The organism is Streptomyces sp. NPDC012769 (assembly GCF_042901205.1).
In the GTDB taxonomy this organism is placed as follows: Bacteria; Actinomycetota; Actinomycetes; order Streptomycetales; family Streptomycetaceae; genus Streptomyces.
In genome coordinates this window covers 1,549,373-1,569,073 of the sequence record NZ_JBIBCP010000001.1, presented here as the reverse complement: position 1 = coordinate 1,569,073, position 19,701 = coordinate 1,549,373, and the positions used below count along the sequence as shown (strand labels likewise).

Annotated in this window: 23 protein-coding genes and 1 pseudogene; 12 read left to right on the top strand and 12 right to left on the bottom strand. The window is 72.5% G+C overall.

The window, feature by feature from the left end; all coding sequences use genetic code 11:
• Nucleotides 1–62 precede the first annotated feature (62 nt).
• Nucleotides 63–464 (top strand): Zn-ribbon domain-containing OB-fold protein, encoded by a 402-nt coding sequence (locus tag ACFY7C_RS07055; protein ID WP_389644910.1) that lies wholly within the window; start codon nucleotides 63–65, stop codon nucleotides 462–464.
• Nucleotides 465–549: 85 nt separating this feature from the next.
• Here the strand turns inward: ACFY7C_RS07055 and ACFY7C_RS07050 are convergent, their stop codons facing one another.
• Genes ACFY7C_RS07050 through ACFY7C_RS07040 form a run of 3 tightly spaced genes read right to left on the bottom strand, consistent with a single transcriptional unit; the run spans nucleotide 550 to nucleotide 3,505 of the window.
• Nucleotides 550–1,506 carry an electron transfer flavoprotein subunit alpha/FixB family protein gene (locus ACFY7C_RS07050; protein ID WP_389644907.1) on the bottom strand — a complete coding sequence of 319 codons (957 nt, stop codon included), beginning with the start codon at nucleotides 1,504–1,506 and terminating at the stop codon, nucleotides 550–552.
• 33 nt (nucleotides 1,507–1,539) lie between these two features.
• On the bottom strand, nucleotides 1,540–2,325 hold the full coding sequence (locus ACFY7C_RS07045; protein WP_389644905.1) for an electron transfer flavoprotein subunit beta/FixA family protein: 786 nt from the start codon (nucleotides 2,323–2,325) through the stop codon (nucleotides 1,540–1,542).
• Between the two features lie 28 nt (nucleotides 2,326–2,353).
• The gene (locus ACFY7C_RS07040) at nucleotides 2,354–3,505 is read right to left on the bottom strand and encodes an acyl-CoA dehydrogenase family protein (RefSeq protein ID WP_389644903.1); all 1,152 of its coding nucleotides are present in this window, start codon (nucleotides 3,503–3,505) and stop codon (nucleotides 2,354–2,356) included.
• 184 nt (nucleotides 3,506–3,689) lie between these two features.
• On the opposite strand from ACFY7C_RS07040, the gene ACFY7C_RS07035 reads away from it, so the two are divergent.
• Nucleotides 3,690–4,028, top strand: a complete 339-nt coding sequence (locus ACFY7C_RS07035; RefSeq protein WP_389644900.1) for an ArsR/SmtB family transcription factor — start codon at nucleotides 3,690–3,692, stop codon at nucleotides 4,026–4,028.
• Nucleotides 4,029–4,095: 67 nt separating this feature from the next.
• Nucleotides 4,096–5,442 carry an MFS transporter gene (locus ACFY7C_RS07030; protein ID WP_389644897.1) on the top strand — a complete coding sequence of 449 codons (1,347 nt, stop codon included), beginning with the start codon at nucleotides 4,096–4,098 and terminating at the stop codon, nucleotides 5,440–5,442.
• Between the two features lie 85 nt (nucleotides 5,443–5,527).
• Here ACFY7C_RS07030 and ACFY7C_RS07025 read toward each other — a convergent pair whose 3' ends face one another.
• The gene (locus tag ACFY7C_RS07025) at nucleotides 5,528–6,973 is read right to left on the bottom strand and encodes a glyceraldehyde-3-phosphate dehydrogenase (protein WP_389644894.1); all 1,446 of its coding nucleotides are present in this window, start codon (nucleotides 6,971–6,973) and stop codon (nucleotides 5,528–5,530) included.
• 265 nt (nucleotides 6,974–7,238) lie between these two features.
• Between ACFY7C_RS07025 and ACFY7C_RS07020 the strand changes: the two genes are divergently transcribed.
• The 4 genes from ACFY7C_RS07020 to ACFY7C_RS07005 all read left to right on the top strand — a co-directional run bounded on the left by ACFY7C_RS07020 (nucleotide 7,239) and on the right by ACFY7C_RS07005 (nucleotide 10,642).
• Entirely contained in the window at nucleotides 7,239–7,934 is a 696-nt protein-coding gene (locus ACFY7C_RS07020) for an esterase/lipase family protein (RefSeq protein WP_389644880.1), read from the top strand.
• A gap of 94 nt (nucleotides 7,935–8,028) precedes the next feature.
• The gene (locus ACFY7C_RS07015; protein ID WP_389644877.1) at nucleotides 8,029–9,120 is read left to right on the top strand and encodes a hypothetical protein; all 1,092 of its coding nucleotides are present in this window, start codon (nucleotides 8,029–8,031) and stop codon (nucleotides 9,118–9,120) included.
• A gap of 98 nt (nucleotides 9,121–9,218) precedes the next feature.
• Nucleotides 9,219–9,845 carry a phosphoribosylanthranilate isomerase gene (locus ACFY7C_RS07010; RefSeq protein ID WP_389644874.1) on the top strand — a complete coding sequence of 209 codons (627 nt, stop codon included), beginning with the start codon at nucleotides 9,219–9,221 and terminating at the stop codon, nucleotides 9,843–9,845.
• Nucleotides 9,846–9,949: 104 nt separating this feature from the next.
• The gene (locus ACFY7C_RS07005; RefSeq protein ID WP_389644871.1) at nucleotides 9,950–10,642 is read left to right on the top strand and encodes an alpha/beta fold hydrolase; all 693 of its coding nucleotides are present in this window, start codon (nucleotides 9,950–9,952) and stop codon (nucleotides 10,640–10,642) included.
• An 83-nt stretch (nucleotides 10,643–10,725) separates the two neighbouring features.
• On the opposite strand, the gene ACFY7C_RS07000 is transcribed toward ACFY7C_RS07005, so the two are convergent.
• Together ACFY7C_RS07000 and ACFY7C_RS06995 are read right to left on the bottom strand one after the other, a co-directional pair.
• Nucleotides 10,726–11,445 (bottom strand): hypothetical protein, encoded by a 720-nt coding sequence (locus ACFY7C_RS07000; RefSeq protein WP_389644869.1) that lies wholly within the window; start codon nucleotides 11,443–11,445, stop codon nucleotides 10,726–10,728.
• 90 nt (nucleotides 11,446–11,535) lie between these two features.
• Nucleotides 11,536–11,676, bottom strand: a complete 141-nt coding sequence (locus ACFY7C_RS06995; protein ID WP_389646042.1) for a DUF4345 family protein — start codon at nucleotides 11,674–11,676, stop codon at nucleotides 11,536–11,538.
• A gap of 34 nt (nucleotides 11,677–11,710) precedes the next feature.
• On the opposite strand from ACFY7C_RS06995, the pseudogene ACFY7C_RS06990 reads away from it, so the two are divergent.
• The 3 genes and pseudogenes from ACFY7C_RS06990 to ACFY7C_RS06980 form a co-directional block, all read left to right on the top strand.
• A pseudogene (locus tag ACFY7C_RS06990) lies at nucleotides 11,711–12,070 on the top strand (TetR/AcrR family transcriptional regulator); the annotation flags it as partial.
• 202 nt (nucleotides 12,071–12,272) lie between these two features.
• Nucleotides 12,273–12,836, top strand: a complete 564-nt coding sequence (locus ACFY7C_RS06985; RefSeq protein WP_389644868.1) for a DUF3291 domain-containing protein — start codon at nucleotides 12,273–12,275, stop codon at nucleotides 12,834–12,836.
• A gap of 10 nt (nucleotides 12,837–12,846) precedes the next feature.
• A complete protein-coding gene (locus ACFY7C_RS06980; protein ID WP_389644867.1) occupies nucleotides 12,847–13,587 on the top strand; it encodes a VOC family protein in 741 nt (246 codons plus the stop codon).
• 31 nt (nucleotides 13,588–13,618) lie between these two features.
• On the opposite strand, the gene ACFY7C_RS06975 is transcribed toward ACFY7C_RS06980, so the two are convergent.
• The 4 genes from ACFY7C_RS06975 to ACFY7C_RS06960 form a co-directional block, all read right to left on the bottom strand.
• Nucleotides 13,619–14,002, bottom strand: coding sequence for a VOC family protein (locus ACFY7C_RS06975; protein WP_389644865.1), 384 nt, complete (start codon nucleotides 14,000–14,002; stop codon nucleotides 13,619–13,621).
• A 28-nt stretch (nucleotides 14,003–14,030) separates the two neighbouring features.
• Complete coding sequence (locus ACFY7C_RS06970) at nucleotides 14,031–14,369, bottom strand: hypothetical protein (RefSeq protein ID WP_389644864.1); 339 nt, start codon at nucleotides 14,367–14,369, stop codon at nucleotides 14,031–14,033.
• A 297-nt stretch (nucleotides 14,370–14,666) separates the two neighbouring features.
• A complete protein-coding gene (locus tag ACFY7C_RS06965; protein ID WP_389644862.1) occupies nucleotides 14,667–14,984 on the bottom strand; it encodes a DMT family transporter in 318 nt (105 codons plus the stop codon).
• A gap of 75 nt (nucleotides 14,985–15,059) precedes the next feature.
• On the bottom strand, nucleotides 15,060–15,521 hold the full coding sequence (locus ACFY7C_RS06960; protein WP_389644859.1) for a DMT family transporter: 462 nt from the start codon (nucleotides 15,519–15,521) through the stop codon (nucleotides 15,060–15,062).
• 86 nt (nucleotides 15,522–15,607) lie between these two features.
• Here ACFY7C_RS06960 and ACFY7C_RS06955 point away from each other — a divergent pair, with 86 nt between their 5' ends.
• Together ACFY7C_RS06955 and ACFY7C_RS06950 are read left to right on the top strand one after the other, a co-directional pair.
• A complete protein-coding gene (locus ACFY7C_RS06955) occupies nucleotides 15,608–16,066 on the top strand; it encodes a MarR family winged helix-turn-helix transcriptional regulator (RefSeq protein WP_389644856.1) in 459 nt (152 codons plus the stop codon).
• Between the two features lie 75 nt (nucleotides 16,067–16,141).
• A complete protein-coding gene (locus tag ACFY7C_RS06950) occupies nucleotides 16,142–17,563 on the top strand; it encodes a chondroitinase-B domain-containing protein (RefSeq protein WP_389644853.1) in 1,422 nt (473 codons plus the stop codon).
• A gap of 83 nt (nucleotides 17,564–17,646) precedes the next feature.
• On the opposite strand, the gene ACFY7C_RS06945 is transcribed toward ACFY7C_RS06950, so the two are convergent.
• Nucleotides 17,647–18,084, bottom strand: coding sequence for a DUF5959 family protein (locus ACFY7C_RS06945; protein WP_389644850.1), 438 nt, complete (start codon nucleotides 18,082–18,084; stop codon nucleotides 17,647–17,649).
• A 111-nt stretch (nucleotides 18,085–18,195) separates the two neighbouring features.
• Nucleotides 18,196–19,491 (bottom strand): serine hydrolase domain-containing protein, encoded by a 1,296-nt coding sequence (locus ACFY7C_RS06940; RefSeq protein ID WP_389644847.1) that lies wholly within the window; start codon nucleotides 19,489–19,491, stop codon nucleotides 18,196–18,198.
• Nucleotides 19,492–19,701 lie beyond the last annotated feature (210 nt).

Here is a 19,701-nt window from a genome sequence, read left to right as displayed (position 1 = left end):
GCACTCAGTGCCATATCTTTGCTCCATGCACGGTTGAGCCGCCGAGTGCAAGGAGAAGCATCGTGTTCCCCACCGGATCCTCCACGGGCCTGCGGAACGGGACCAGCGCCGTCCTGGCCGACGAGTCGGCCGCCGAGCCCGAGCTCTACTTCCAGCGCTGCCGCTGGTGCCACACCACCACCTTCCAGCGCCTGCTCTGTCCGACCTGCGGGTCGACCGACCTCGCCCCCGAACTCAGCGCCGGAGAGGGCGTGATCTCCGTACGCCGCGCCTTCACCGCCGCCCAGGCCGACCTCTGGCCGGTGCACATGGCCGAGGGCTTCGTCGTGCGCTGCCGGGTCGACGGACCGCCGCACGCGGTGCGCCCCGGAGTCCGGGTCAGGCTCGCCCACGACGGCTCGGGCCAGGGCCGCAGGCCGGTCGTCCGGCTCTGCGAGGAGACCGCCCTCGACGGCTGGTTCTGAGCGCGAAAGGTCCGATCCGATCGCCCGAACGGAAGGGGCGGGTGGCACAGAGTGCCACCCGCCCCTTCCGCTCTGTGGGGTGAGGTCAGCGCGCGCCGATCTCGTCCGTGAGCTGCGGCAGCACCTCGAAGAGGTCACCGACCACGCCGTAGTCGACCAGGTCGAAGATCGGGGCCTCCGGGTCCTTGTTGACCGCGACGATCGTCTTCGAGGTCTGCATGCCGGCCCGGTGCTGGATCGCGCCGGAGATGCCCGCCGCGATGTACAGCTGCGGCGAGACCTGCTTGCCGGTCTGACCCACCTGGTTGGAGTGCGGGTACCAGCCCGCGTCCACCGCGGCGCGCGAGGCGCCGACGGCCGCGCCGAGCGAGTCGGCCAGCTTCTCGACGACCTCGAAGCCCTCGGCCGCGCCGACACCGCGGCCACCCGAGACCACGATCGCCGACTCGGTCAGCTCGGGGCGGCCGGTGGAGACCCGCGGGGTGCGCGAGACGACCTTGGCGGCGTTGCCCGAGAAGGCGACCGACACGTTCTCGACGGCGCCCGCGGCCGGAGCGGCCTCCGGGGCGGCCGAGTTCGGCTTGACGGTGATGACCGGCACGCCGTGCGAGACGGCCGACTTCACCTGGTACGAGGCGGCGAACACCGACTGGGTGGCGACCGGGCCGTTCTCGCCGGCCTCCAGCTCCACGGCGTCGGTGATCAGGCCCGAGCCGAGGCGCAGCGCCACGCGCGCCGCGACCTCCTTGCCCTCGCCCGAGGAGGTCACCAGAACGGCGGCGACGCCCTTGTCCTGGGCGATCTGGGTGAGCGCGTCGACCTTCGGCACGACCAGCTGCTCGCCGAACTCGGCGCCGTCCGCGACGTACACGGTCGCCGCGCCGTACTCGCCGGCCGTCGCGGCGATCGAGGCCGCGGCCTCGCCGGCGCCGAGGACGACCGCCGAGGGCTCGCCGAGCCGGCGGGCCAGGGTGAGCAGTTCGAGGGCCGGCTTGCGGACCGCACCGTCGGCGTGGTCCACGAGAACCAGGATCTCAGCCATGATTCCTTGCTCCTGAGGGGTGGTGACGGTGGGTCAGATGAACTTCTGGGCGGAGAGGAACGCGGCGAGCTGCTTGCCGCCCTCGCCCTCGTCCGTGACGATCGTGCCCTGCGTACGGGCCGGGCGCGCCGTGGCCGACTCGACCAGGGTCCAGGAGCCCGCGAGACCGACCTCGTCGGCGTCGATGCCGAGGTCGTCCAGGTCCAGCTCCTCGACCGGCTTCTTCTTGGCGGCCATGATCCCCTTGAAGGAGGGGTAACGGGCCTCGCCCGACTGGTCGGTGACCGACACGACGGCGGGCAGCGGGGCCTGCAGCTGCTCGCTGGCGGCATCGCCGTCCCGGCGGCCCTTCACGACGCCGTCCTCGACCGAGACCTCGGACAGCAGCGTCACCTGCGGCAGGTTCAGCCGCTCGGCGAGCAGCGCCGGCAGCACGCCCATGGTGCCGTCCGTCGACGCCATGCCGCAGACGACCAGGTCGAAGCCGGTCCTCTCCAGCGCCTTGGCCAGGATCGCGGAGGTGCCGATCACGTCGGTGCCGTGGATGTCCTCGTCGTTGACGTGGACGGCCTTGTCGGCGCCCATCGACAGCGCCTTGCGCAGCGCGTCCTTGGCGTCGTCGGGGCCCACGGTGATGACGGTGACCTCGGCGTCGTCCGCCTCCTCGGCGATCCGCAGGGCCTGCTCGACGCCGTACTCGTCGAGCTCCGAGAGGAGGCCGTCCACGGCCTCGCGGTCGGTGGTCAGATCGTCGGCGAAACCGCGGTCGCCGGTGGCGTCGGGAACGTACTTCACACAGACAGCGATCTTGAGGGTCACGGCCTGTCTCCTTTCGACGGGCAGGTGGTTACGGGAGGTTGCGGGCCATGACGATGCGCTGGACCTGGTTGGTGCCTTCGTAGATCTGGGTGATCTTGGCGTCGCGCATCATGCGCTCGACGGGGTAGTCGCGGGTGTAGCCGTAGCCGCCGAGGAGCTGGACGGCGTCGGTGGTGACCTCCATGGCGACGTCGGAGGCGAAGCACTTGGCGGCGGCGCCGAAGAAGGTCAGGTCGCCGTCGACGCGCTCGGACTTGGCGGCGGCGGCGTAGGTGAGCTGGCGGGCGGCCTCGAGCTTCATGGCCATGTCGGCGAGCATGAACTGCACGCCCTGGAAGTCGGCGATCGGCTTGCCGAACTGCTTGCGCTCCTTCACGTAGCCCTTGGCGTAGTCGAGGGCGCCCTGGGCGATGCCGAGGGCCTGGGCGGCGATGGTGATGCGGGTGTGGTCGAGGGTCTTCATCGCGGTGGCGAACCCGGTGCCCTCCGCGCCGATCATGCGGTCGGCGGGGATGCGGACGTTGTCGAGGTAGACCTCGCGGGTCGGGGAGCCCTTGATGCCGAGCTTCTTCTCCGGCGCGCCGAAGGACACGCCCTCGTCGCCCTTCTCCACGACGAAGGCGCTGATGCCCTTGGACCGCTTCTCGGGGTCGGTGACGGCCATCACCGTGTAGTACTCCGACACGCCGGCGTTGGTGATCCACCGCTTGACGCCGTTGAGGATCCAGTGGTCGCCGTCGCGGACCGCACGGGTCTTCATCCCGGCCGCGTCGGAGCCCGCGTCGGGCTCGGACAGGCAGTAGGAGAACATCGCGTCGCCCTTGGCCAGCGGGCCGAGGTACTTCTTCTTCAGCTCCTCCGAGCCGGACAGGATCACCGGCAGCGAGCCCAGCTTGTTCACCGCCGGGATCAGCGAGGACGAACCGCAGGCGCGGGCGACCTCCTCGATCACGATCACCGTGGCCAGCGCGTCCGCGCCCGCACCGCCGTAGGTCTCCGGGACGTGCACGGCGTGCAGATCGGCCGCGACCAGCGCGTCCAGCGCCTCCTGGGGGAACCGGCCCTCCTCGTCCACCGCGGCGGCGAACGGCGCGATCTTCGCCTCCGCCAGCGCGCGGACCGTCTCCCGGAGCATCTCGTGCTCCTCCGACGGGCGATACAGGTCGAAGTCCTTGGCCATGGTCTGGGGCTCCCCTAGCGATGCTTGTGGCACTTTAAGGCACGGTCTTGGCACTGAGTACCCTCAGCAAAACACACTCAGTGCCATGATGCTAGTGGCTCAGGCGTGGCGCGCGGCATCGGGGGCACGGGGTTCCGTCCGGTGACGGCACGGCGTACCACGTGCCGGTGCCTACGATGAGCACATGCCGGAACGCCAGACGCACGCGCGGACCCCCGGGCCCGCGGAACTCGGGGCGGCCGCCGCGGTCTTCGCGCTGCTCGCCGACCCCACCCGCCTCCAGCTCGTCTGGCTGCTCACCAAGGGGGAGGCCGACGTGAGCGCCCTCACCCAGGCGTGCGGTGCCTCCCGGCCGGCGGTCAGCCAGCATCTGGCCAAGCTGCGCATCGGCGGACTCGTCCAGTCCCGCCGTGACGGGCGCCGGGTCGTGTACGCGATGCCGGACGGCCACCTCAAGCGGCTGGTGGTCGAGGCGATCAGCCGGGCCGACCACGAGGTGAGCGGAGAACCCTGGCACGACTGAGGCCCGAGCCGAATCCCGGATGACGTCGACATGTGCGCACGCGCGCACATGTCGCTACCGTGGAACCGTGCTGTCCGTGCTGCGCGAGCCCACCTTCCGGCGCCTCTTCACCGCCCAGGTCGTCGCCCTCCTCGGCACCGGCCTCGCGACCGTCGCCCTCGCCCTGCTCGCGTACGACCTCGCAGGCGCCGACGCCTCCGCCGTCCTGGGCACCGCGCTCGCCCTGAAGATGGCGGCCTACGTCACCGTCGCGCCGCTCGCCGGGGCCCTGGCCGGCCGCGTCTCGCGCCGCACCCTGCTCGTCTCGGCGGACCTCGCCCGCGCCTGCGCCGCCCTCGCCCTGCCCTTCGTGAGCGAGGTGTGGCACGTCTACGCGCTGATCGTGCTGCTCCAGACCGCCTCCGCCGCCTTCACCCCCGTCTTCCAGGCCACCGTCCCCGAGGTGCTGCCCGACGAACGCCCGTACACCGAGGCCCTGTCCCTCTCCCGGCTCGCCTACGACCTGGAGAGCCTCGCCTCCCCGGCCCTCGCCGCCGCGCTCCTCGCCCTCGTCCCGTACCCCTGGCTCTTCGCCGGCACGGCGACCGGCTTCCTGGCCTCGGCGGCGCTGGTGCTCTCCGTGGTCCTGCCGCACCCGCGCCCTCGCCCACCGGCGTCCGGTGGCGGCGTCGGTGCCGGCTTCGGCGCGCGGCTGGTGCTCGCCACCCCCCGGCTGCGCGCCCTGGTCGCCCTGGACCTGGGGGTGGCCGCGGCCGGCGCCATGGTCCTGGTCGGCACCGTCACCCTGGTCCGCGACACCCTGGGCCGCCCGGACGGCGACGTGCCCCTCGCCCTCGCCGCGTACGGAGCGGGCTCCATGGTCGTCGCGCTGCTGCTGCCCCGCCTCCTGGACCGGGTCGACGACCGGCACGTCATGCTGACCGGCGCCTTCGCGCTCCCGGTGGTCCTCGGCGCGCTCGCCCTCGGCCTCGCGGCCCCGGCGGCGAGGCCGGGCGGTGCCCTGCCGTGGTCCGGCCTGCTCGCGGCCTGGCTGCTCGCCGGGGCCGCGACCTCCGCGGTCCTCACCCCGGGCGGCCGGCTGCTGCGCCGCTCCGCCGACCCGGCCGACCTCCCCGCCGCCTTCGCCGCCCGCTTCTCCCTCGCCCACGCCTGCTGGCTGCTCACCTATCCGCTGGCGGGCTGGCTCACCGCCCGCACCTCTCCGGCCCTCCCGGCGGCGCTCCTCGGCGGGCTCGCGCTGCTGGCCGCCCTCGCCGCGGCCCGGCTGTGGCCTCGTGCGGATCCGGTCGCCCTGCCGCACACCCACCCGGAGCTGCCGGCCGACCACCCGCATCTGGCCGGGGCCGCCGGCGGGCACACCCACGTCTTCCACATCGACGCGCTGCACCGCCACTGGCCGACGGCCGCGCCCTGAAACGCCGAACGGCGGCGGGGCAAAAGCCCCACCGCCGTTCGTACCGGACCGTTTCGACCGGACCCTTCGGATCGGACCCCTGGGATCAGACCGCCGGAGCCGGGAAGGTCGGGTACTCGACACCCGAGACGTGCTGGACGACCCGGATGACCTGGCAGGAGTAGCCGAACTCGTTGTCGTACCACAGGTACAGGATCGCGTTGTCGCCGTCGACCTTGGTCGCGCCGGCGTCGACGATCGAGGCGTGGCGCGAACCGACGAAGTCCATCGAGACCGCGTCGGGAGCCGTGGTGAAGTCGATCTGACGCTTCAGCGGCGAGTGCAGCGAGACGTCGCGGAGGTACTCGAGGACCTCCTCGCGGGTGGTCTCGCGGCCCAGGCGCAGGCTCAGGATCGCGATCGAGACGTCCGGGACGGGGACGCGGATCGAGCTGCCGGTGATCGGCGCCTTCAGCTCGGGCAGCGCCTTGGCCACGGCGGAGGCGGCACCCGTCTCCGTGATGACCATGTTCAGCGGCGCGGAACGGCCGCGGCGGTCCGCCTTGTGGTAGTTGTCCAGCAGGTTCTGGTCGTTCGTGAACGAGTGGACGGTCTCCACGTGACCGCGCAGCACGCCGAACTCGTCGTCCATCGCCTTGAGCGGGGGAACGATCGCGTTCGTGGTGCAGGACGCGCAGGACAGGACCCGCTCGTCCGGCTTGATCGTGTCGTGGTTGACGCCGTGCACGATGTTCGGCACGTCACCCTTGCCGGGCGCGGTCAGGACGACCTTGTCGATGCCGGGGCGCAGGTGCTTCGACAGACCCTCGCGGTCGCGCCACTTGCCCGTGTTGTCGATGAGGATGGCGTTCTCGATGCCGTACGCCGTGTAGTCGACCTCGGACGGGTCGTTGGCGTAGATCACCTTGATCGTGTTGCCGTTGGCGATGATCGTGCCGTTGGCCTCGTCGACGGTGATGGTGCCCTGGAACTGGCCGTGGATGGAGTCACGGCGCAGCAGCGAGGCGCGCTTCACCAGGTCCTGCTCGCCGCCGCCGCGCACGACGATGGCGCGCAGCCGCAGACCGTTGCCGGAGCCGGCCTTCTCGATCAGCAGGCGGGCGACGAGCCGGCCGATGCGGCCGAAGCCGTACAGGACGACGTCGCGGCCGTCACGCCGCTGGATCTTGTTGGCACCGGTGGCACCCGCGACGGCCTCGGCGGTGAACTCCGCGACCGAAAGGCCGCGGTTGTCCGTCTTGTACTCCGCGGCGAGCATGCCGATGTCGATCTGGGACGGGCCCAGGTCGAGGGTGGTCAGCGTCTCCAGGAACGGCAGGGTCTCGGTGACCGAGAGCTCCTCGCCGGCGATCTGGCGGGCGAATCGGTGGGTCTTGAGAATGCTGACCACCGACTTGTTCACCAGGGAGCGGCTGTGAACGAGGACCGTGACGTCCTGCTCTCGGTGCAGCTTCCCGATGATCGGAATCATGGACTCCGCGATCTCCTCGCGGTTCTTCCAGTTTGTGAACGAGTCCTCGTTGACAGTCACAGTGCATCTTTCGAGCTAGGCGGTGCTCATATGCTAACCCGACCGTTTTGGCGGGCGGCAGGGGGGTCCCATGTGGTTCCGGACACGGGCGATGGGTTTTCGGACATGGGGGCTGTCGTGGGGGCTGTGGTGACGGGTTCCCGGCGGTAACATCACGGGCGGCGAGGATCTGACGGTCCGTCAACAAGGTGTGCGGGCCTTCCGCTCGTCGCCTTCCGCCCCGTCGCCGTCCGCCCCGTCACCGCCTGCCCCGGGAGGCCCGTCGATGCGTCGCCCCGTCACCGTGCTGTCCGCCGCGCTCGCCGGCCTCGCCGCCCTGGCCGGGATGCTCGCGGGCCCGGCCCCCGCCGCGGCCGCCGACGCCGCGGCCCGCCGACCGGTCATCCTCGTCCACGGCTACAACGCCGACCCCGGAGTCTGGGGCGGCCTCGACGCCCGGCTCAGGGCCGCCGGCTACGGCGAGGGCGAGATCTTCCGCTGGGGCTACGACAGCCACCAGTCCGTCAACGAGGTGCTCGCCGGCCGCTTCGCCGCGTACGTCGACGAGGTCCGGCGGCGGACCGGGGCCGACCGGGTCGACGTCGTCGCCCACTCCTTCGGCAGCCTGCCCACCCGCTGGTACGTGAAGTACGGCGGCGGCACCACCACCGTCGCCCACTGGATCTCCCTGGCCGGCCCCAACCACGGCACGGGCGTCGCCTGGGCCTGCGCCCTGTGGGACCAGGCCTGCCGGGACATGACCCCCGGCAGCTGGGTGCAGAAGCGGCTGGCCGAGGGCGACGAGACGCCGGGCCCGGTCGCGTACGCCACCTTCTGGTCCGACTGCGACGAGGTGATCAACCCCGACGACAGCGTCCCGCTCACCGGCGCGGCCAACCACCCGGCCGGCTGCCTCGACCACAACGCCCTCCTGGGCGACGCGGCCGTCGCCGAGGGCGTCCGCGCCTTCCTCGCCACCTGAAGCCGCACCGGTTCCCGGTCAGGAGCAGGTCAACGCCGGACGGGATTGCCCGATCGGCCCGAACCGCCCGTGCCCGCCTGGCACCCTTGCCGTCGTGACGTACGTCGTGACCGTGGAAACGTGCATACCGGACGACGCCCCCGACCTCGACGAGCTGGGCCGGGTCGGGGCCGTCGTGCTGATCGAGCGGGGCTTCGGCTCCGTGGCCGGGGCCGAGGGGCCCGACGGCGTGGAGGTGGACGTCTTCGACGTGGCCGTCGCGGCCCACCCGCGCGGCGCCGAACTGACGGTGACCGTGGCGGCCCCGGCCCTCGAGGCCGCCGAGGACGCGGTGGGGGCCGTGGCCCAGGAGATCCTGGACCGCACGGAGCCGCTGACCGCGTGGGTGGTGGTGAACAGCGAGGTCAAACTGCACACCGAACGGGCGTGGGAAAGCCTGGAGGCCGCCGACGGGCCCGACGCCCCGCCCGGCGACCCCGCCCTCCGCCGGGCCCGGCACGCCGCGGCCGCCCCCGACGCCGGCCGCGGCGACCGGGGTGACGGTGGGGAGGGCGGCGACGAGGTGTGGGTCGACGTCATCGAGGAGACCGCCGACCCGGAGGCCGGGATACGGGCCATGGCCGTACGACTGCGCTCCTTCGACCCGGCCGTGTTCGGCGCGAGCCCCGACACCGCCGAACTCGCCGCCGGCGCCCTGGTCCACGGCGCGGAGATCCTCATCGACGAGCTGTACGACGACGTGCAGGCCCTCGCCGAGGAGGACACCCACGTCGCCGCCTGCCAGGGCCACCTCTGGCACCTCGACCGGCTGCCCGACCGGCACGCGGACCGCTACGACGAGCTGTTCGCCCGCCGCTTCCTCGTCACCGCCGTCGCGCTCACCACCCGGTTCACCGACGGCGGCTTCCGACGGCTCGGCTGCCTCGCCGAAGAGCTCGTCCTGCGCTTCCTCCTGGAACAGGCCCACGTGGCCCTCGACCTCTACGGCCTCCTGGACGACGACGTCACCGCCGCCCTGGACCGCTTCCTCGCCCACGTCCACGGCGAACCGGACCCGGCCCGGGACCCGGCCGTCCAGGATCCCGCCCTCCTCGGCTTCGGCGCCTGGTTCACCCCGTACGGCGAGGACCGCTACGTCCACCCGTACGCCGCCGACGCCCCGGCGGAGGAGACCGAGGGAGCGTAGAGGGACCAGCGCGGCACGGGAGCGGCGCGGCATAGGATCGGCCGGGAGACGGCGGCCGGGCGGTGACCCGGCGGCGGGAGCGGCGCGGAGGAGAGACAGTGTTCGTCAAGGTGTGCGGGCTGGCCACGACCGCCGACATCGACGTGGCCGTCGAAGCCGGGGCCGACGCGATCGGCCTGGTGATCAGCGGGACCAGCGTCCGCGGCCTCGACCGGGACACGGCCGCGCTGCTCGCCGCCCACGCCCGCTCCCACACCCCCGCGCACGTGCTGTCCGTCCTCGTCGTCAACGACACGCCCGCCGAAGAGGCCGCCCGGCTCGCCCGCGACCTGGACGTCGACGCCCTCCAGCTCCACGGGCCCTACACCAAGGCCGACTTCGAGCAGGCCGCCCGCGTCTTCCCCCGCCTGTGGCGGGCCACCTCCCTCAAGGAGCGCCCCGACACCCGCGTCGGCGCCCACGGCGAGGACGTGCTCCTGCTCGACTCGCCCCGCGCCGGCTCCGGCGCCCGCTGGGACCTGTCCCTCCTCGACGCCGCCCGCCCCGACGGCACCTGGCTCCTGGCCGGCGGGCTCGCCCCCGAGAACGTCGCCGAGGCGATCGACCGGGCCCGGCCCTGGGGCGTCGACGTCTCCAGCGGCGTCGAGTCCGCACCCGGCGTCAAGGACCACGACCGCGTCCGCGCCTTCGTCGCCGCGGCGAAGGCGGCCGCCGCCACGGCCTGAAGCCTGTTGTCAGGCCGTTGCCAGGCTGTTGTCGGGCCGTTGTCAGACCCTCCCGATAGCGTCCGTGGGGCCCAGACCCTCACATCCTCCGGGAGGACCGCCCCATGGACATCCTGCTCATCGCCGGGCTGTGGCTCGACGGCTCCGCATGGGACGAGGTCGTGCCGGAGCTCACGGCCCTCGGCCACCGTCCCGTTTCCGTCGCCCTCCCCGGACAGGGCGACGGGAACGGCTCCGCCACCCTCGACGACCAGCTGGCGGCGGTCCTCGACGCCGTGGACGCCGCCCCCGGCAGGCCGTTGGTCGTGGGGCACTCGGCCGCGGCGACCCTGGCCTGGACGGCCGCCGACGCCCGCCCGGAGAAGGTGGCGAAGGTGGTCCTGATCGGCGGCTTCCCGGCCTCCGACGGCCGCCCCTACGCCGACTTCTTCGCCATCGAGGACGGCGTCATGCCCTTCCCGGGCTGGGGTCCCTTCGAAGGGCCCGACTCGGCCGACCTCGACGAGGCGGCCCGGCGCCGCTTCGCGGCCGCCGCCGTCCCCGTCCCGGAGGCCGTCGCCCGAGGCACCGTACGGCTCGGCGACGAGCGCCGCTTCGACGTGCCGGTGCAGCTGGTGTGCCCCGAGTTCAGCCCGGCCCAGGCGAAGGAGTGGATCGCCGGCGGCGAGAGCCCGGAGCTCGCCCGCGCCGCCGAACTCGACTACGTGGACCTGGACTCCGGCCACTGGCCGATGACCACCCGCCCCCGGGAACTCGCCCGTGTCCTGGCCGAGGCGGCGCAGGCGGCCGAGGCGTAGGTCCATGCCCTCGACGCGTACGGCGCCGGGTTCGTGCCCGCCTGATCCTCCGTACGCGCGGGTGAACCGCCGGTCGAGCGGGCCTACTGGTCCCGGGCCCGCTCGGCCGCGGCGATCTCGGGCGCCGTCGCCGTCGCCCGGCGGCCCGCCTGGACCTGCTGGAGGCGCTTGATCGTGGCGGCCAGCACGTCATGGGCGTCCGTGGCGTCCTGGCCCGCGTCCTCGACGCGGACCCGGGCGACGACGGTGCCGGACCGGCTGTAGCCGTAGACCGAGCCGCTCGATCCGGTGTGCGCGAGGAAGACGGACTCCTCCCCGACCTTGCGGGGCGTTCCGGCCGGAACCGTCTCGTCCTTGTCCTGCCACCGCTCGTACGCCGCCTTCGCGTGCGCGGCCGTGTCGAACTGGCAGACGTCCAGGTCGATTCCCCGCGAGACGGTCGACCCCTGGTAGTCGTACTCGCCGCGGCCCGACCGCTGCCAGCCCGCCGGCGCGGGGGCGTCCGAGAGCGCGCAGTCGTCCGGCTCGCCCGGCAGGCTCTTGTGCAGGCTGCCGGTGTAGTAGCCGGGGACCACGTCCTCGGCGTCGGGGATCGCCCGGGTGAGCTCGCCCCGGGTCAGCTGCCGGGTCAGCGGCACGTCGGTGTCGTCCTTGAAGGGCTGCACCGTGCCCGTCGCGCTCGCGGACGGCGCCCCGGCGGGCGGCGGCGCCCCCTCGCCCTGCGGGGCCTTGTCCGTCGAGCAGGCGGAGAGGGTCAGAGCGGTCAGAAGTATTGCGGTGAGGGCGAGGTGACTGCGCGTCATGTGATCGACTCCAGTCGCCCGGGACCCTGCCGGGTGTGGGTCCCTTCGGCGGCGAGGGCGCCGGGGTACGAGGCGGGAACCTGGTGACGTCTACGCGGTGGCGGGTGTCGCGGGGCGGTGGCGGACGGCGCGCTCGTCGGCGTCCGCGAGCCAGAACCAGACGGGCGGGAAGACCAGTTCGAGCACGGTCAGGACGACCTGGAACCAGTGCGGCCAGCCGTGGACGGCCAGGGAGATCAGGCGGCCGACGCCGCCCAGGGACTGGAACGCGCACCTCGACTACTTCATCGCGAACCGCCACGCCGTCCTGGCCGCGAACCGGGTGCTGGCCGGAGACCCCGTCATCCAGACGATCATGACGGACGAACTCGACGCCCTGCGCGCCCGGCTGCTCGGTGTCCTGCCGCTCGCCGACGCGCGCACCCGCGAAGCCGTGTCCGCCGCGCTGAAGGCGTGGCTCGTCTTCGTCCAGGTGCTGTGCGTGGACTGGCTGACCCACGAGACCTGTGACCGCGAGGAACTGCGCGACGCCTGCGTCGGCGCCGCCGTGGGCGCCCTGCGCCCCCTCCTCCCCACGGATCCCGCCCCCGACTGGCCCCCTTCCGGCGACGGAGCCGGTGCGTAGCGGTCGACGCCGTACATCCCGCGGCGGTCGTTCACGCCGCCGGTGCGACAGAGGGCCTCTCGTGGTGACCGGCGAGGCCACGTGGACAGGGAAAACGCAACTTCGACAGGGCCCGTGGAGGCGGCTACCTTCACGAACCCCCGCCCCGACGCGTGAGCCGCCGAACCGGGAACACCAGGCACCCCTGACCAGGGAGAGACGCATGCCCCACCTCGCTTTGTACACCTTCGGCGTCCTGAAGTCGCCTCTCGCCGACCCCGCACCTCGCACGCGCGAGTTCTACGAGATCGGTGAGGCCGTCTACCGGAAGATCAGCCGGCACCCCGGCTACCTCGCGCGTGCCGAAGCGGAAGGCGGTGACCAGGGCGAGCTCTTCGAGGCCGACTGGGGCGCCTGGGGCGAGTTCGCCGTACCGACCTGGTACGGCAAGGGCCGTACGCGGGAAACCACCGCCCTGGCCACGACCCTGTCCCTCTGGACCGGCCTGCGCCCCGCCTTCGACGCCGTCTACACCGGTCTGCACCGTGAGGCGCTGAACAGGCGTTACGACTGGTTCGAGAGGACGGAGCACCCCAACCACGTGTTCTGGTGGGTCTCCGACGGCGTGATACCCACCTGGCGGGACGGGGTTTCCAGGCTGGAGCGCCTCCACCACCACGGCTCCGCGCCGCACGCCTTCACCTTCCGCGACTCCTTCGCCCCGGACGGAACCCCGACCGGGACCGAAGGCATCGGGCGTCGAAGGACTGACGGAGCCGGCGCCTAGGATCGGCGGCATGGCGCTGCGACCCGTGCAGGTGAACATCAAGGCCGTCGACCACGTGGCCGTCGGGCGGTTCTGGGCGGAGGCCCTCGGCTGGACTGCGTACCGACCCGGCGTGACCACGTACGTCGGACCCGTCGGCGGCTTCGTCTGGCCGGACCCGGTCGTCCTGGGACTCGACGCCGTGCCCGTGCCGGAGCGCAAGACGGGCACGAAGAACCGGCTGCACCTCGATCTTTCCACCGAATCCCCCGCCCATCAGGCGGAGTTGATCGAGCGCCTGCGGGCGCTCGGGGCGACGCCCGTCGACGTGGGCCAGGGCGACGTGCCGTGGACCGTCCTCGCCGACCCGGAGGGCAACGAGTTCTGCGTGCTGGAGCCCCGGGAGATCTACCGGGACACCGGGCCGATCGCCGCGGTGGTGGTCGACTGCGCGGACCCGCGCGCCATGGCGCGGTTCTGGGGCGAGGCGACGGACTGGACGCTGCACGAGGTGACCGACGACAGTGCGGTGCTGCGCTCCGCGAAGGGCCTCGGGCCCTATCTCGAATTCCTCCGCACGCCCGACGCGAAGACCGTGCCCGACCGCCTCCATCTCGACCTGCTGCCGTACCCCGGCGACGACCAGGCGGCGGAGGTGGCCAGGCTGCGGGCCCTCGGCACCACCGACCTCGATCTCGGCCAGGGCGAGGTCCCGTGGACGTGCCTCGCCGACCCGGAGGGGCACGAGTTCTGCGTCCTCGCCCCGTCCTGACGAGGCAGTCGGGGGCGGGGGAGGTGCCCTGTCAGGAAGCGCCGGCGGCCCGGTCGGACTCGCTGCGCAGTACGCAGAACTCGTTGCCCTCCGGGTCGGCGAGGACGACCCAGCCCGAACCGTCGGGGTTGCGGTGATCGGCGACGAAGGCGGCGCCGAGACCGAGCAGCCGGTCCACCTCCTGATCGCGCGAGGTCTCGGGGCGCAGGCACAGATGGATCCGGTTCTTGACCGTCTTGGGCTCGGGGACCTGGTTGAAGTACAGCACCGTGCCCTCCGCCAGCGTCACCTGCGTCTCCCGGTCGCCCGGACGGTCCTCCGGGTGCAGGGGACGGCCGGTCACCCCGCTCCAGAAGCGAGCCAGCTCGTAGGCATCCGTACAGTCGATCGCCACGTTCTGCAATATCGAGACCATGCGCACGAGCCTCCCCGATCTTCCCGGCTCACGCCACCGACTTGCGCTCACGCCGGCTCACTCGCCGCGCAGCGGGTCCCCGCTCCCGTGGCGGAGGGGAGAAACCGCGCCAGGCCCACAGCGCGCCGGTCGTGGCGAGCGCGGCGGCCAGGAGGTAGGCGGGGAGGAAACGGGCGTCGGCCGGACGGTCACCGAGGAGGATCGCCAGCACGGCCACGCCCAGCACCCCGCCCGCGTACTGACTGGTCGTCATCAGTGCGCCCGCGACGCCTTGGTGGGCGTCGGGGACGTCCGCCGCGCCGCCGACGAACACCGCCGTGTAGATCATGCCGTGCCCCAGACCGGAGACCACGAGGCCGGGGAGCATGCCCGTCGCGTACGAGGTCCGGTTGCGCCCGCTCGTCCAGCACCGCCCGGCGGATCCGTGCCGCGCTCGGCACGCCCTCCAGGCGGGTGGCGCCGATCAGGATCGTCGGCACGACCCGTACACCGTGGGCCTCGGCCTCCCGCAGGGCGGCCCGGTGGCGTTCGCGGTACTGCGCGCCGCCGCCGGTGGCGACGTGCTCGCGGCTGAGTCGGACCGCTTCCGCCACCCGCTCGATCAGCCGGCCCTTCGCTTCCTCCGCTGCCTCAGCTTCCTTCGCCGGATCGGTCACGGCGGGCCTCAGACGGAGGTCACGCGCAGGATGACCGCGCCGCCGATGATCGACGCGAAGGAGAGCAGCCGGGCGAGGGTGATCTTCTCCTTGAAGAGGATCGCACCGAAGACGACGGTGCCGACGCCGCCGATGCCGGTCCAGAGGGTGTAGCCGACCGAGACGTCGAGCTCGAGCAGGGCACGGGACAAGGTGTAGATGCCGCCGGCGGCGGCGAGCAGGGTCAGCACGCTGGGCCACAGGCGGGTGAAGCCCTGTGTGGCGTTGGTGCCGAGCGCGAAGAGGATCTCGAAGACGATGGCGATGCCGAGGAACACCCAGGTCATGGGACGTGGCTCTCTCTGTGGGTAAGGGGAGGGGCGGGACTGAGGGGCGGGACTGCCGGCGTCAGGCGTGGGCGTTCAGACCGCGGCAGCCTTCTCGGTCCTCTCGGCCTTCCCGGCCTTCCCGGCCTTCTCGGCGGCGATCTTGTCGGTGACCCTCAGGGCCGTACCGCCGCCGATGATCAGGACGAACGCGACGACCTTCCAGATCGTCATCGGCTCGTCGTAGAGGAGCGTGCCGAAGACGACGGTGCCGACACCGCCGATGCCCGCCCAGACCGTGTAGCCGACGCCGACGTCCACGTATCGCAGGGCACGGGACAGCGTGTAGATGCCGCAGGCGGCCGCGGCGGCGGTGAGCAGGGAGGGGCCGAGGCGGGTGAAGGCGTGGGTGGCCTCGGTGGACAGCGCGAAGGTGATCTCGAAGAGGGAGGAGAAGAGCAGCCAGGCCCAGCCGACGTTCTGGTTGTTCCTCCCGTCCTGCTCCGAAGGGACTTCCGACGCTGCGCGTGCGACATCGGTGGACAAGGGGACCCCCATGTGAATGCTTGTACGTGCAAGTTCCTGTCAACAAGGAGCTTGCATGGTCATATAACCTGTTGTCAAACCCCTGGAAGGAGAGCCCGATGAGCGACCAGGTGAGCGACTCGGTGAGCGACCAGGCCGTCTGGGAGCGCGTGCTCACCGTGCACGCACGCGTGGAGCGCGAGCTCGCCACCGCCCTGCAGCGCCGGCACGGAATCGGCCTGTCGGAGTACCGGGCCCTGGAGAACCTCTCCGCCTCGCCGGACAGCGAACTGCGCATGCAGGAGCTCGCCGACCGGATCGGGCTCAACCAGTCCTCGGTCACCCGCCTGGTCGACCGGCTCAAGGGCGCGGGCTACGCCTTCAAGGACCTCTGCCCCTCGGACAAGCGCGGCGTCTACGCCGTGATCACCGCCGAGGGCCGCAGCCGCTACGAGGACGCCCGCGGCACGTACGCCGACGTGCTCTCCGGCACCCTGGACACCCTGGGCGCAGAGCCCGAGCTCGCGGCCACGGTCGCCTCGCTGCGCGCAGGCGGCGAGGACGGCGGGGTGCGTTAGCGATACGCCAGCGGAACGACAGGGGCGTACCCCAGTCTTGGCGCGGACCACATCCGCCATCCCCCAAGGGGCATCATGCGACGACGTACGTTCCTCACCGGCACCGCACTCGGCACGGCACTCGCCACCGTGCCGTCCTTCACCACGGCCTCCGCCGCGACCACCGTCACCGTCGGCTCCCTCGGCGAGCTCCAGCGGGCGATCGACCGCGCGATACCCGGTGACCGGATCGTCCTCGCCAACGGCACCTACACCGTGCCCTCCGGCGGCGCCATCGCCGTCTCCGGCCGCCACGGCACCGCCGCCGCGCCCATCACGATCGTCGCCGAGTCCCGGGGCGGCGCGGTGCTCCAGGGCGAACGCGGCTTCGTGTTCTCCGACTCCAGCGACATCGTCGTCAGCGGCTTCGCGCTCCGGCAGAGCACCACCCTGGAGATCCCGGCGAACTGTCCGCGCATCCGGCTGACCCGCAACGACCTCCGCTTCGCCGACACCGCGGGGCTCGACTGGGTGGTCGTACGCGGCGACGACGCCAAGATCGACCGGAACCGCTTCCACCACAAGACCACCGAGGGCATCTTCCTCGTCGTGGACGGCCCCGGCAGCACCGCCATGGCCCAGCGGACCCAGATCCTCCGCAACCACTTCTCCGACCACTCCTACACCGGCGCCAACGGCGGCGAACCGATCCGCCTCGGCGTCAGTTCCCGCGCCCTGTCCAGCGCCTCCGCCGTGGTCGAGTTCAACCTCTTCGAGCGGTGCGACGGCGACCCCGAGGCCCTCTCGGTGAAGTCCTCCGACAACACCGTCCGCTTCAACACGGTCCGCGACAGCCGGGGCGCCATCGTGCTCCGCCACGGCAACCGCACCACCGTCGAGGGCAATCACCTCCTCGGCGGCGTCGAGGGCGTCCGCCTCTACGGCAACGACCACCTCGTGGTCAACAACTACTTCGGCGGCCTCACCGGCCGCGCCCTGGTGATCGGCAGCGGCACCACCCGCGACCACCACTCCGGCGAGACCACCGAGGAGCGGCGCGGCAACGACGCCTGTGACCGGGCGGTGATCGCCCACAACACCTTCGTCGGCAACGCGCGCACGCTCTCCGGCGAGAGCCGGACCTATGCGCCGAGCGACGTGGTCGTGGCCGACAACATCCTGGTCTCGGGCACCGGGACCCTGGTCGACCTGGACCAGACCGTCGGCTTCCTGTGGCAGGGCAACATCCTCTGGGGCGCCGCCGCCGACGGCACCCTGCCGTCCGCCGGCTACCGCCGGGTCGACCCGAGGCTGCGCCTGGACACCGACGGGGTGCACCGGCTGTCGGCGGACAGCCCGGCGATCGACGCGGCGACGCTCACCGAGCTCGCCGTCACCCAGGACCTGGACGGGCACGCCCGCGGCGGCCGCCGTGACGTCGGCGCCGACGAGTACTCCACCCTGGCCCCGGTCCGCCGTCCGCTGACGACGGCCGACGTGGGCCCGAACGCGGCCTGAGCGCCACGTCCTGAGCGTCATGCCCTGAGCGCGGCCCGAGCCCGAAGCCCCGGTCCCCGGGCTCGGGGCCCGGGCCGGGCCGGTCAGTCCTTGGGCAGGAGGTGCGCCCACGCCGCCCGGAGCCGGTCGAGCAGGGCGCGCTGCTCGTCGATCCAGGACCGTTCCATGTGGAGGGTGACGGACACCCGGGTGGTCTGCTGGTCCGCGACCGTCACCGTGATCCCGTCGTGGTCGTCCTCCCGCCACTCCAGACGGATGCCGACGGACGGGGCGCGGGAGAACTCCCGCCACACCGCGTCGCGTCCGGCGGCGACCTCGTCCAGGACCCAGGCCCAGCCGGGCAGGTCCTCGGGGAGGACGTTGGTGTCGAGGACGCCGGCGACGAAGTCGCTGTGCACGGAGAGCTGCCCTTCGACGCTGGGGACGCCCGGCGCGTACGAGTCCTCCAACTCCAGGACGACACCGCCGCCGTACGCTCCCACGACCCGCATCAACGCGAACGGTTCGCGTTCGTCCGTCATCTGCGTCACCTGCGTCCCCCCGTCATGCCCGACGCCGCCATGCCCCGACCTCCGTCACGCTCGACCCCGCGCGGCCGTTCGATCCGTCCACGACCGCGCGGAGTCTACGCGTCAGTGGCGCTCGGGCAGATCACGCTCCGCCGGCAGGTCCAGGACCCCCTCCGGCGCCTCCTCCCGCGCCCGCTCCGGCGCGAGGCTCCTCGCCTCCGCCTTCGCCTCGGGCTTGGTGCCGCAGAACGCGGCCTCCAGCGTCCGGCCGAGGGCCGTGTTCGCGGCCCCGTGGTTCGACGTGTTCGCCAGCGCCGACAGGCTGCGCCGGCCGTCCCGGGTGGCGAAGGCGTACGTGTAGTAGCCCTGCACCGTCCCCGTGTGGCCGAACACCTGGACGCCGCAGGACATCGTGTAGCGGCGCAGCCCCAGGCCGTACGCCCGGGCGCCCGTGGGCTCCGTCGGCGTCACCGTCGTCATGGCGTCCAGCATCGCCGGGGACAGCAGCCGGCCGCGCATCAGCGCGCTCATGAAGGTGTTCAGATCGGCCGGCGTGGACAGCACGGCCCCCGCCGACTGCGCCCAGGACACCGTCTGTTCGGTGGAGTCCACGAGCGGAGCGCCCGCCTCGTCCGGGTGCAGATGACCCCGGACGTGCAGCCCCTTGATCCGCGTGTCGGGGTGCACGTACGAAGTGCCGCGCAGCTTCAGCGGCTTGATGATCCTGCGCTCGTACGCGTCGGCCACCGGCCGCCCCGTGAGCTTCTCGATCAGCATGCCGACCACGACGAAGTTCGTGTTGGAGTACGCGTAGGAGGCGCCCGGCTCGATGGTGCGCGGCTCGGCGAGGGACAGGTCGACGAGCTCCTGGTAGGAGAACACCCGGTTCCGCACGGCCTCGAAGCCCGGGACGGTGTGCTCGAACATCTTGTCCGTGTAGTCCGCCAGACCACTGCGGTGGGTGAGCAGATGACGGACCGTCACCCGGTCGTCGGGCAGGAGCCCCGGCAGCAGGCGGTTCACCGGATCGTCCAGCTTCAGCCGGCCCTCCTCCACCAGCTGGAGCAGCACCACGGCCGAGAACGTCTTGCTGACGCTGCCGATCCGGAAGCGGGCGTGAATGTCCATGGGCGCGCCCGTGGCGCGGTCCCGGACCCCGACCGTACGGCTCCGGACGCCGTCCGGACCGCTGTACCGGGCCATCGCCCCGGGCGCGCCCTCGGCCATGGCGGCCTCGAGCGCGGCGACCACGCCCTTCATGTCGGGCGCGGGCGCGGGATCCGCCTGAGGCGCGGGTGCGGGTGCGGGCGCGGGCGTCGGTGCGGCGGCGGAGGCGGGGGCGGCCGGGACGAGACCCCCGGCGAGCGCGGCGAACAGAGCGGCGCCCACGGCCAGGCGTCGGTGCGGCGAACGGAGCACAGGCTTCCTCGACTTCTTCTTCGGGTGGGGACGAGCCTCGGCGGGTCGACGGGGCCGGAAGCCCCCGGCCGACCCGTTCACCGAAGATGAGGGGCGGCGCGCGGGAAAGGTTCCGGCGCGGAGCGGATCTTCCGGCCGCGCCTCATCCGGTCGGCCCAACCCGGACCGTCCTCGCAGCCCCCGGCCACGACGTCCCGGCTCCTCGTCCGT

What these genes read in the sequence shown, in the direction of transcription:
- ACFY7C_RS06945 (WP_389644850.1), bottom strand. Translation starts at nt 18,084, where the DNA reads ATGACGGACGAACGCGAACCGTTCGCGTTGATGCGGGTCGTGGGAGCG.
- ACFY7C_RS07050 (WP_389644907.1), bottom strand. Translation starts at nt 1,506, where the DNA reads ATGGCTGAGATCCTGGTTCTCGTGGACCACGCCGACGGTGCGGTCCGC.
- ACFY7C_RS07020 (WP_389644880.1), top strand. Translation starts at nt 7,239, where the DNA reads ATGCGTCGCCCCGTCACCGTGCTGTCCGCCGCGCTCGCCGGCCTCGCC.
- ACFY7C_RS06985 (WP_389644868.1), top strand. Translation starts at nt 12,273, where the DNA reads ATGCCCCACCTCGCTTTGTACACCTTCGGCGTCCTGAAGTCGCCTCTC.
- ACFY7C_RS06960 (WP_389644859.1), bottom strand. Translation starts at nt 15,521, where the DNA reads ATGGGGGTCCCCTTGTCCACCGATGTCGCACGCGCAGCGTCGGAAGTC.
- ACFY7C_RS06950 (WP_389644853.1), top strand. Translation starts at nt 16,142, where the DNA reads ATGCGACGACGTACGTTCCTCACCGGCACCGCACTCGGCACGGCACTC.
- ACFY7C_RS06970 (WP_389644864.1), bottom strand. Translation starts at nt 14,369, where the DNA reads ATGCTCCCCGGCCTCGTGGTCTCCGGTCTGGGGCACGGCATGATCTAC.
- ACFY7C_RS06980 (WP_389644867.1), top strand. Translation starts at nt 12,847, where the DNA reads ATGGCGCTGCGACCCGTGCAGGTGAACATCAAGGCCGTCGACCACGTG.
- ACFY7C_RS07005 (WP_389644871.1), top strand. Translation starts at nt 9,950, where the DNA reads ATGGACATCCTGCTCATCGCCGGGCTGTGGCTCGACGGCTCCGCATGG.
- ACFY7C_RS06965 (WP_389644862.1), bottom strand. Translation starts at nt 14,984, where the DNA reads ATGACCTGGGTGTTCCTCGGCATCGCCATCGTCTTCGAGATCCTCTTC.
- ACFY7C_RS07035 (WP_389644900.1), top strand. Translation starts at nt 3,690, where the DNA reads ATGCCGGAACGCCAGACGCACGCGCGGACCCCCGGGCCCGCGGAACTC.
- ACFY7C_RS07000 (WP_389644869.1), bottom strand. Translation starts at nt 11,445, where the DNA reads ATGACGCGCAGTCACCTCGCCCTCACCGCAATACTTCTGACCGCTCTG.
- ACFY7C_RS06955 (WP_389644856.1), top strand. Translation starts at nt 15,608, where the DNA reads ATGAGCGACCAGGTGAGCGACTCGGTGAGCGACCAGGCCGTCTGGGAG.
- ACFY7C_RS06975 (WP_389644865.1), bottom strand. Translation starts at nt 14,002, where the DNA reads ATGGTCTCGATATTGCAGAACGTGGCGATCGACTGTACGGATGCCTAC.
- ACFY7C_RS07040 (WP_389644903.1), bottom strand. Translation starts at nt 3,505, where the DNA reads ATGGCCAAGGACTTCGACCTGTATCGCCCGTCGGAGGAGCACGAGATG.